The organism is Leisingera coralii (assembly GCF_049056525.1).
GTDB lineage: Bacteria > Pseudomonadota > Alphaproteobacteria > Rhodobacterales > Rhodobacteraceae > Leisingera > Leisingera coralii.
On the sequence record NZ_JBHUPT010000012.1, the window covers coordinates 24,085 to 31,230 of the forward strand.

Annotated in this window: 6 protein-coding genes; 4 read left to right on the plus strand and 2 right to left on the minus strand. The window is 63.8% G+C overall.

The window, feature by feature from the left end:
• The first annotated feature begins 1 nt into the window (after position 1).
• A complete protein-coding gene (tgt, locus tag ACFMBG_RS04695) occupies positions 2 to 1,132 on the plus strand; it encodes a tRNA guanosine(34) transglycosylase Tgt (RefSeq protein WP_421053569.1) in 1,131 nt (376 codons plus the stop codon).
• Between the two features lie 6 nt (positions 1,133 to 1,138).
• On the opposite strand, the gene ACFMBG_RS04700 is transcribed toward tgt, so the two are convergent.
• Positions 1,139 to 1,555 (minus strand): hypothetical protein, encoded by a 417-nt coding sequence (locus ACFMBG_RS04700; protein WP_421053570.1) that lies wholly within the window; start codon positions 1,553 to 1,555, stop codon positions 1,139 to 1,141.
• The gene (locus ACFMBG_RS04705) at positions 1,555 to 2,064 is read right to left on the minus strand and encodes a hypothetical protein (RefSeq protein ID WP_421053571.1); all 510 of its coding nucleotides are present in this window, start codon (positions 2,062 to 2,064) and stop codon (positions 1,555 to 1,557) included. The genes ACFMBG_RS04700 and ACFMBG_RS04705 overlap by 1 nt, the downstream gene beginning before the upstream one ends.
• 322 nt (positions 2,065 to 2,386) lie before the next feature.
• Here ACFMBG_RS04705 and ACFMBG_RS04710 point away from each other — a divergent pair, with 322 nt between their 5' ends.
• From ACFMBG_RS04710 to lon, 3 genes are all read left to right on the plus strand, one after another.
• On the plus strand, positions 2,387 to 3,472 hold the full coding sequence (locus ACFMBG_RS04710) for an alkene reductase (RefSeq protein WP_421053572.1): 1,086 nt from the start codon (positions 2,387 to 2,389) through the stop codon (positions 3,470 to 3,472).
• Positions 3,473 to 3,611: 139 nt separating this feature from the next.
• On the plus strand, positions 3,612 to 4,271 hold the full coding sequence (locus ACFMBG_RS04715; protein WP_421053573.1) for a hypothetical protein: 660 nt from the start codon (positions 3,612 to 3,614) through the stop codon (positions 4,269 to 4,271).
• Between the two features lie 244 nt (positions 4,272 to 4,515).
• Positions 4,516 to 6,930: an endopeptidase La gene (gene lon / locus ACFMBG_RS04720; RefSeq protein WP_421053574.1), complete on the plus strand. Its 2,415-nt coding sequence runs from the start codon at positions 4,516 to 4,518 to the stop codon at positions 6,928 to 6,930.
• The last annotated feature ends 216 nt before the right edge of the window (positions 6,931 to 7,146 follow it).

A 7,146-nucleotide genomic window follows, 5' to 3' on the forward strand; every position in this document is an offset into this window, starting at 1 on the left:
GATGGCAGAGCTTTTCAACTTTGAACTGAAGGCAACCGACGGCAAGGCGCGCACGGGGGTGATCAACACGCCGCGCGGCGAGATCCGCACGCCAGCGTTCATGCCGGTTGGCACTGCCGGGACCGTCAAGGCGATGATGCCGGAAAGCGTGCGCGCCACCGGCGCCGACATTCTGCTGGGCAATACCTACCACCTGATGCTGCGCCCGACCGCGGAGCGCATCGACCGTCTGGGGGGGCTGCACAAGTTCATGAACTGGGAGCGGCCGATCCTGACCGACTCGGGCGGGTTCCAGGTGATGTCGCTGGCCGGCCTGCGCAAGCTGACCGAGAAAGGCGTGACGTTTAAGTCCCACATCGACGGCTCCCGGCATGAGCTGACGCCGGAACGCTCGATGGAGATCCAGCGGTTGCTGGGCTCCGACATCGTGATGTGTTTCGACGAGTGTCCGGCGCTGCCTGCGGACCGCGACCGCATCGCCGAGTCGATGCGGCTGTCGATGCGCTGGGCGGAGCGCAGCCGCGAGGCCTTCGGAGACCGGCCTGGCCATGCGCTGTTCGGTATCCAGCAGGGCGGGCTGGAGCAGGACTTCCGCGAGGAAAGCGCCGGGGCGCTGAAGGAGATCGGCTTTGACGGTTACGCGGTTGGCGGCCTGGCGGTGGGCGAGGGGCAGGAGGCGATGTTCGGCTGCCTCGATTTTGCGCCGGACATGCTGCCGCAGGACAAGCCGCGCTATCTGATGGGGGTGGGCAAGCCCGACGACATCGTCGGCGCCGTGGCGCGCGGGATCGACATGATGGACTGCGTGCTGCCGTCGCGGTCGGGGCGCACCGGCCAGGCGTTCACCCGCTATGGCGTCGTGAACATCAAGAACGCCCGGCACCAGGACGATCCGCGGCCGCTGGATGAGCAGTGTTCCTGCCCGGCGTGCTCCAACTACTCCCGCGCCTATCTGCACCATGTGTTCCGCAGCAACGAGATGATTTCGGGGATGCTGCTGACCTGGCACAACCTGCATTACTTCCAGGAGATCATGGCAGGCATGCGGGAGGCGATTGCGGCAGGCACGTTTGAGGCCTGGCAGAAGGACTTTCACGACACCCGCGCGCAAGGCGATATTGAGCGGTTGTGAGCCGGCTTACCTGAAGACCACTGCGAACTTGTCCGGATAAATCCGCTGCTCCGGCGCGTCTTTGCTGTGCGCCGGAACGCTGGGCGTGATGACGCGGGCGGATTTGACGGCAGAGGGGCCGATTTCGGCCTGGCATTCAACGCCGAGATCCGCCTGCGGGCCGTCATGGATCGGGATCCGGACACGGTGCGGCGCAGAGAAGCGGGTGGTGGCCCCCCGGTACGTCAGGGTGCAGTCCGCCTGCTCGACTTCAGCGATTGCGGAGCCCGACCGGAAGGCGGCCCTGATGATCGCGTCTTCGTAGCTGATGATCTCCGCGCTGTGGCGGGTGGCGATTGTCTTGGCCTCTTCAGGCGGCGTGTAGGTGGGACCGCACGCCGCCAAAGAAACCAACGCGGCTATGGCGCTGGAGGCCTTCCGCATCACTGGCTCTCGCTGAGCTTGAGGGCAATTTCGCTGCGGTAAGCGAATTCGTCTTTGGACGGGTCGCGTGTCGACTTGGCGACGCCTTTGGCAATTGCAACTGCGAGGGCACCGACGAGGCCGCCGCCAGACGATTGCGTGGCTTGAAGCCGGGCCAGCGTCTCGTTGTAGGGCGCAACAGTTTCCGCCACGGACATTCCGCCAGCATCGCAAGAGATATGCACCGGGTCAGTTTTGCCCCGGTAGGTCGGCAATTCGACAAGCGCGGGCGTAACGACGCGGGTGGAATAGCCGGTGCCGCGGATCTTGCAGGCGGCGCCTTTTACCTCGACCTTCTTTTTGCCTTCCTCGCGGATGGTCCGGATTGCGGAGGTCGAAAAGCTGTCCACGTTGGTCCGCGCGGTCTGGCTGGAGAATGCAACCTTTTGCGGCGGCGTTTCGATCGGTGCATAGGACATGCAGCCCGAGACGGTGAGTGCAAATGCAATCGGAAGAATATTACGGAACATTGATTTTCCCTTGTTTTTGGCTGTGATTGAAAATGTCTTCAATCAAGTCAACGCTATGGCGAAAAACGCCAAAATCTCATGGGGTGTGTTGCCGATTTGCCGGGCGTTTCAAGCGCGGCTTTGAAGCCTAGCAGAAGAAGCCCGGCGAGACCTGCGCGCAGGGGGATGTTGAGCGGTTGGCATAGCGCACAATTGAACAGTCTGCTGTGCGCAGGTGAGCAGCTGTTCTGGCCGGCCCACGCTTGAACGCAGGGGGCGGAATGCACAGCTCCTTTCCGGCAACATTCCTGTTGCTGGAAACTTTGACCGGAGGGAAATCCCCGTGAGCCAAGAATTGTTTTCCGCCAGCGCTGCTGGTGCAATTGAGCTGCGTAACCGCATTGTCATGGCGCCGCTGACCCGCAACCGGGCCGATGATGAAACCGGCGAGGTGCTGGACCGGCATGCGGAATATTATGCCCAGCGGGCGGGCGCCGGCCTGATCATCACCGAGGGCAGCCAGATCAGCCCCGAGGGCAAGGGCTATATCCAGACCCCCGGCATCCACACGGCGGCGCAGGCCGCGGCCTGGCGCAAGGTCACCGATGCGGTCCATGCAAAGGGCGGCAAGATTGTCATTCAGCTGTGGCATGTCGGGCGGATCACGCATGAGTCGCTGCTGCCCGAAGGCACCAAAGCTGTGTCTTCCACCGATGCCGCGGCAGAGGCCCAGACCTTCACCCATGAAGGGTTTGTGCCGACGGCCAAGCCGCAGGCGCTGAGCGCAGAAGGCATTCAGCGTGTGGTTGCCGACTATGTGCAGGCCGCAAAATACGCAAAGGACGCAGGGTTCGACGGTGTCGAGCTGCATGCCGCCAACGGCTATCTTCTGGAACAGTTCCTGAAGGATGGGGTGAACACCCGTACCGATGCCTATGGCGGATCGCCGGAAAACCGCGCCCGCATCGTTTTCGAGATCCTGGACGGGCTGCTGACGGTTTGGGAGGCCGGCCGTGTTGGTCTGCGCCTGTCGCCGTTTGCGACCTTCAACGATGTGTCCGACAGCGATCCCGCCGGCCTTTACACGCCGCTGATCCAGCGCCTGAACAGCTACGGTCTGGCCTATCTGCACATGGTCGAAGGGGAGACCGGCGGCGCCCGTGAAGGGGACTTCGAGGCGCTGCGCAAGCTGTATACCGGCACCTATATGGCCAACAATGGCTATGACCGGGAAACCGCGCTGGCGCGGACGGCCTCGGGCGAGGCTGACCTCGTGGCCTTCGGCCGCCCCTTCATCGCCAACCCGGATCTGGTGGACCGTCTGGCGGCAGACGCGCCGCTGAACGAAGGCAATCCGGAAACCTTCTATGGCGGCGGAGATGAGGGCTATACTGATTATCCGGTGCTGGAGCAGGTGGCGGCTGAGTAAACCTCTGCCGCTCTGATCGAGGCCGGCGGCCGGGCAGCATACGCCCGGCCGCGGTTGCCAGTGCAGCGGGTTTTGCGCCCCTGTTCACCGGTTGTGAAGACCTCCCTGCTATCCTCGCGCAAAAGCGGGGAGGATGGCGATGACCTGTTTGCGCGCATTTGCTCTGGCGGTCTTGCTGGGCAGTTCTCCGGCGGCTCAGGCGCAGACCGCGGGAAGCACCAAGTCTCCCGGATCGCTGGCCGAGGCGTCGGGTTTTTTCAAGGCGCCGCCGATTGATGGCTGCAGCATCACGCTGGAGGAGCTGGTCAAGGGCAAGTCCACCGCGCTGCGCGGGCGCTGGATCCTGCGCAAGGGGCCGGGAGAAATGGGGCTGGTCTCGGCAGGGCGTGTCGAGATGCTGCCGGTGCCGCAGCGCAGCGGCGAGGTTCTGTCGCTGGACTTCAGGAATGGCCGTCTGATGGCAGGATCGCCGGTGCTGGGCTTCATGCCGGTTGCGGTTGAGGACCGCGCGCCGCCTGCGCCGGGCAGCGGCTTGCGGGCTGAAAGCGCGGGCCGCGGCGACCTGCCGGACGACGCGGAGGTGTTTCTGGATGAAATCGCCCTGGGAACCTTGGCCTGCGGCCCGGATCAGCTCTTGCGGCTGAACATTGAGGGCGCGCAGGACAGCGGGACGGGGCATGTGCTGCGCCTGACTTACCGGCTGTTTCTGATCGACCAGTCGCGGATGAGCGGCACCTACAGCGAGACCGGCGCGGCGGGCCGCTTTGAGCGCGGCCTGGTGACGCTGGAGCGGCGCTGAGGACCCGGATGCGCCATGCCGGCCGGCCATTTCCGGCGCATCCTTGGGCATGTTAGCGCTTTGCTCACCCTTTGATCATTTGCGCCTTGTGGTCCGGGCGCGCTGCGGGCAAGGTGGGGCCAACCAAGCGGCGGGCTGGTTGAAAAACGTTAACCATCCCCCCAGATAAAGACATCCAATGAGGAGACGGGCCAAGTGCTGCCGGGATCGGGGCCGGGCCGTCTTGCCAAGCAAAGGACCGAGTATGCAAGAGCCACTCAATTCCTCTTATCCCGTGCTGCCGCTGCGCGACATCGTGGTTTTCCCCCACATGATCGTGCCGCTGTTCGTGGGCCGGGAAAAATCGGTGCGTGCCCTGGAAGAGGTGATGGCGGACGACAAGCAGATCCTGCTGTCCAGCCAGATCGACCCCTCCGAGGACGACCCGGAAACCGATAGCATCTACACTGTCGGCGTGCTGGCCAATGTGCTGCAGCTGCTGAAGCTGCCCGATGGCACCGTCAAGGTGCTGGTCGAGGGCCAGTCCCGGGTGAAGATCACCGAATTCCTGGAGAATGACGACTACTTCGAGGCGAGGGCCGAGGAGCTGGCGGAAATGCCGGGCGACGTCACCACCACCGAGGCGCTGGTGCGCACCGTGGGCGACGAGTTCGAGCGCTATGCCAAGGTGCGCAAGAACATCCCCGAGGAAGCCCTGTCCGCCGTGGGTGAAACCGCCGAGCCGGCCAAACTGGCCGACCTGGTGGCAGGCCACCTGGGCATCGACGTGGAGCGCAAGCAGGAGCTTTTGGAGACGCTCTCTGTCAGCGAGCGGCTGGAGAAGGTCTATGGCCTGATGCAGGGCGAATTGTCGGTCCTGCAGGTCGAGAAGAAGATCAAGACCCGCGTCAAGAGCCAGATGGAGAAGACCCAGCGCGAGTACTACCTGAATGAGCAGATGAAGGCCATTCAGAAGGAGCTGGGCGACGGCGAGGACGGCTCTGGCGAGATCCAGGAGCTGGAAGAGAAGATCGCCGCCACCAAACTGTCGAAAGAGGCGCGCGAGAAGGCGGATGCGGAGCTGAAGAAGCTCAAGAACATGTCGCCGATGTCGGCCGAAGCGACCGTGGTGCGCAACTACCTCGACTGGATGCTGTCGATCCCGTGGGGCACCAAGTCGCGCGTCAAGAAGGACCTGAAAAAGGCGCAGGAGATCCTTGATGCGGATCACTATGGCCTGGAGAAGGTCAAGGAGCGGATCGTCGAATACCTGGCGGTGCAGCAGCGCTCGGCCAAGCTGAAGGGGCCGATCCTGTGCCTCGTCGGTCCTCCGGGCGTGGGTAAGACCTCGCTGGGGAAATCCGTGGCCAAGGCGACGGGCCGTGAGTTCATCCGCATCTCGCTCGGCGGCGTGCGCGACGAGTCCGAGATCCGTGGCCACCGCCGCACCTACATCGGCTCGATGCCCGGCAAGATCATCCAGGCGCTGAAGAAGGCGAAGACCACCAACCCACTTATCCTGCTCGATGAAATCGACAAGATGGGCCAGGATTTCCGCGGCGACCCGGCCTCGGCGATGCTGGAGGTGCTGGATCCGGAACAGAACAACACCTTCATGGATCACTACCTGGAGGTCGAATATGATCTCTCGAATGTGATGTTCCTGACCACCTCGAACAGCTACAACATGCCGGGCCCGCTTCTGGACCGGATGGAGATCATTCCGCTGTCGGGCTACACCGAGGACGAGAAGCGCGAGATCGCCAAGCAGCACCTGATTTCCAAGCAGGTGAAGAACCACGGCCTGAAAGCCAAGGAGTTCGAGCTGACCGAGGACGCGGTGACCGCGATGATCCGCACCTACACCCGCGAGGCGGGGGTGCGGAACCTGGAGCGCGAGATCGCCAAGGTGGCGCGGAAATCGCTGACCAAGATCGTCAAGAAAGAGACCGACAGCGTGACTGTCACGCCGGAGAACCTCGACGAGTTTCTGGGTGTGCCGAAGTACCGCTTTGGTCTGGCCGAGAAAGAGGATCAGGTCGGTGTGGTGACCGGGCTGGCCTATACCTCCGTCGGCGGAGAGCTGTTGTCGATCGAGGCGCTGCGGCTGCCGGGCAAGGGCCGGATGAAGACCACCGGCAAGCTGGGCGACGTGATGAAGGAATCGATCGAGGCGGCGTCGTCCTACGTGCGCTCCGTCTCGCCGAAACTGGGCATCAAGCCGCCGCGGTTCGACCATTGGGACATCCACGTGCACGTGCCCGAAGGCGCAACGCCCAAGGATGGCCCCTCGGCGGGTCTGGCGATGGTGACCTCCATCGTGTCGGTGCTGACCCAGATCCCGGTGCGCAAGGACATTGCGATGACCGGCGAGGTGACGCTGCGCGGCAACGCGCTGGCGATCGGCGGCCTCAAGGAGAAGCTGCTGGCGGCGCTGCGCGGCGGCATCAAGACGGTGCTGATCCCGCAGGAGAACGAAAAGGACCTGCCGGAGATTCCGGACAACGTGAAGGAAGGTCTGGAGATCATTCCGGTGTCGCATGTCTCCGAAGTGCTGAAGCACGCGCTGGTGTCGCAGCCTGAGCCCATCGAATGGGACGAAGAGGCCGAGGAGGCCGCAGCCGCCAAAAAAGCCGCGCTGAAGGGCTCGGAAGAGGGAGCAGGGGCAACTGCCCACTGATCCCAGCCGGATCCAGCTGACAAAAAGAAAGGGCGGACCCGCGGGGCCGCCCTTTTTCAGGTGTTCTCTTCCGTTCTGGCCCTTCTGTCCGGGGCGTCTTTGTCACTGGCGCACGGGGCTGAGAGCTTGGGCAGAACTCCCGCCCGTCGCCGGATGCGCCGGGGTGCAACCGCTCCCGTTGGGCATGGCGCCGCACCTTGGGTGCGGCGCGGGGGG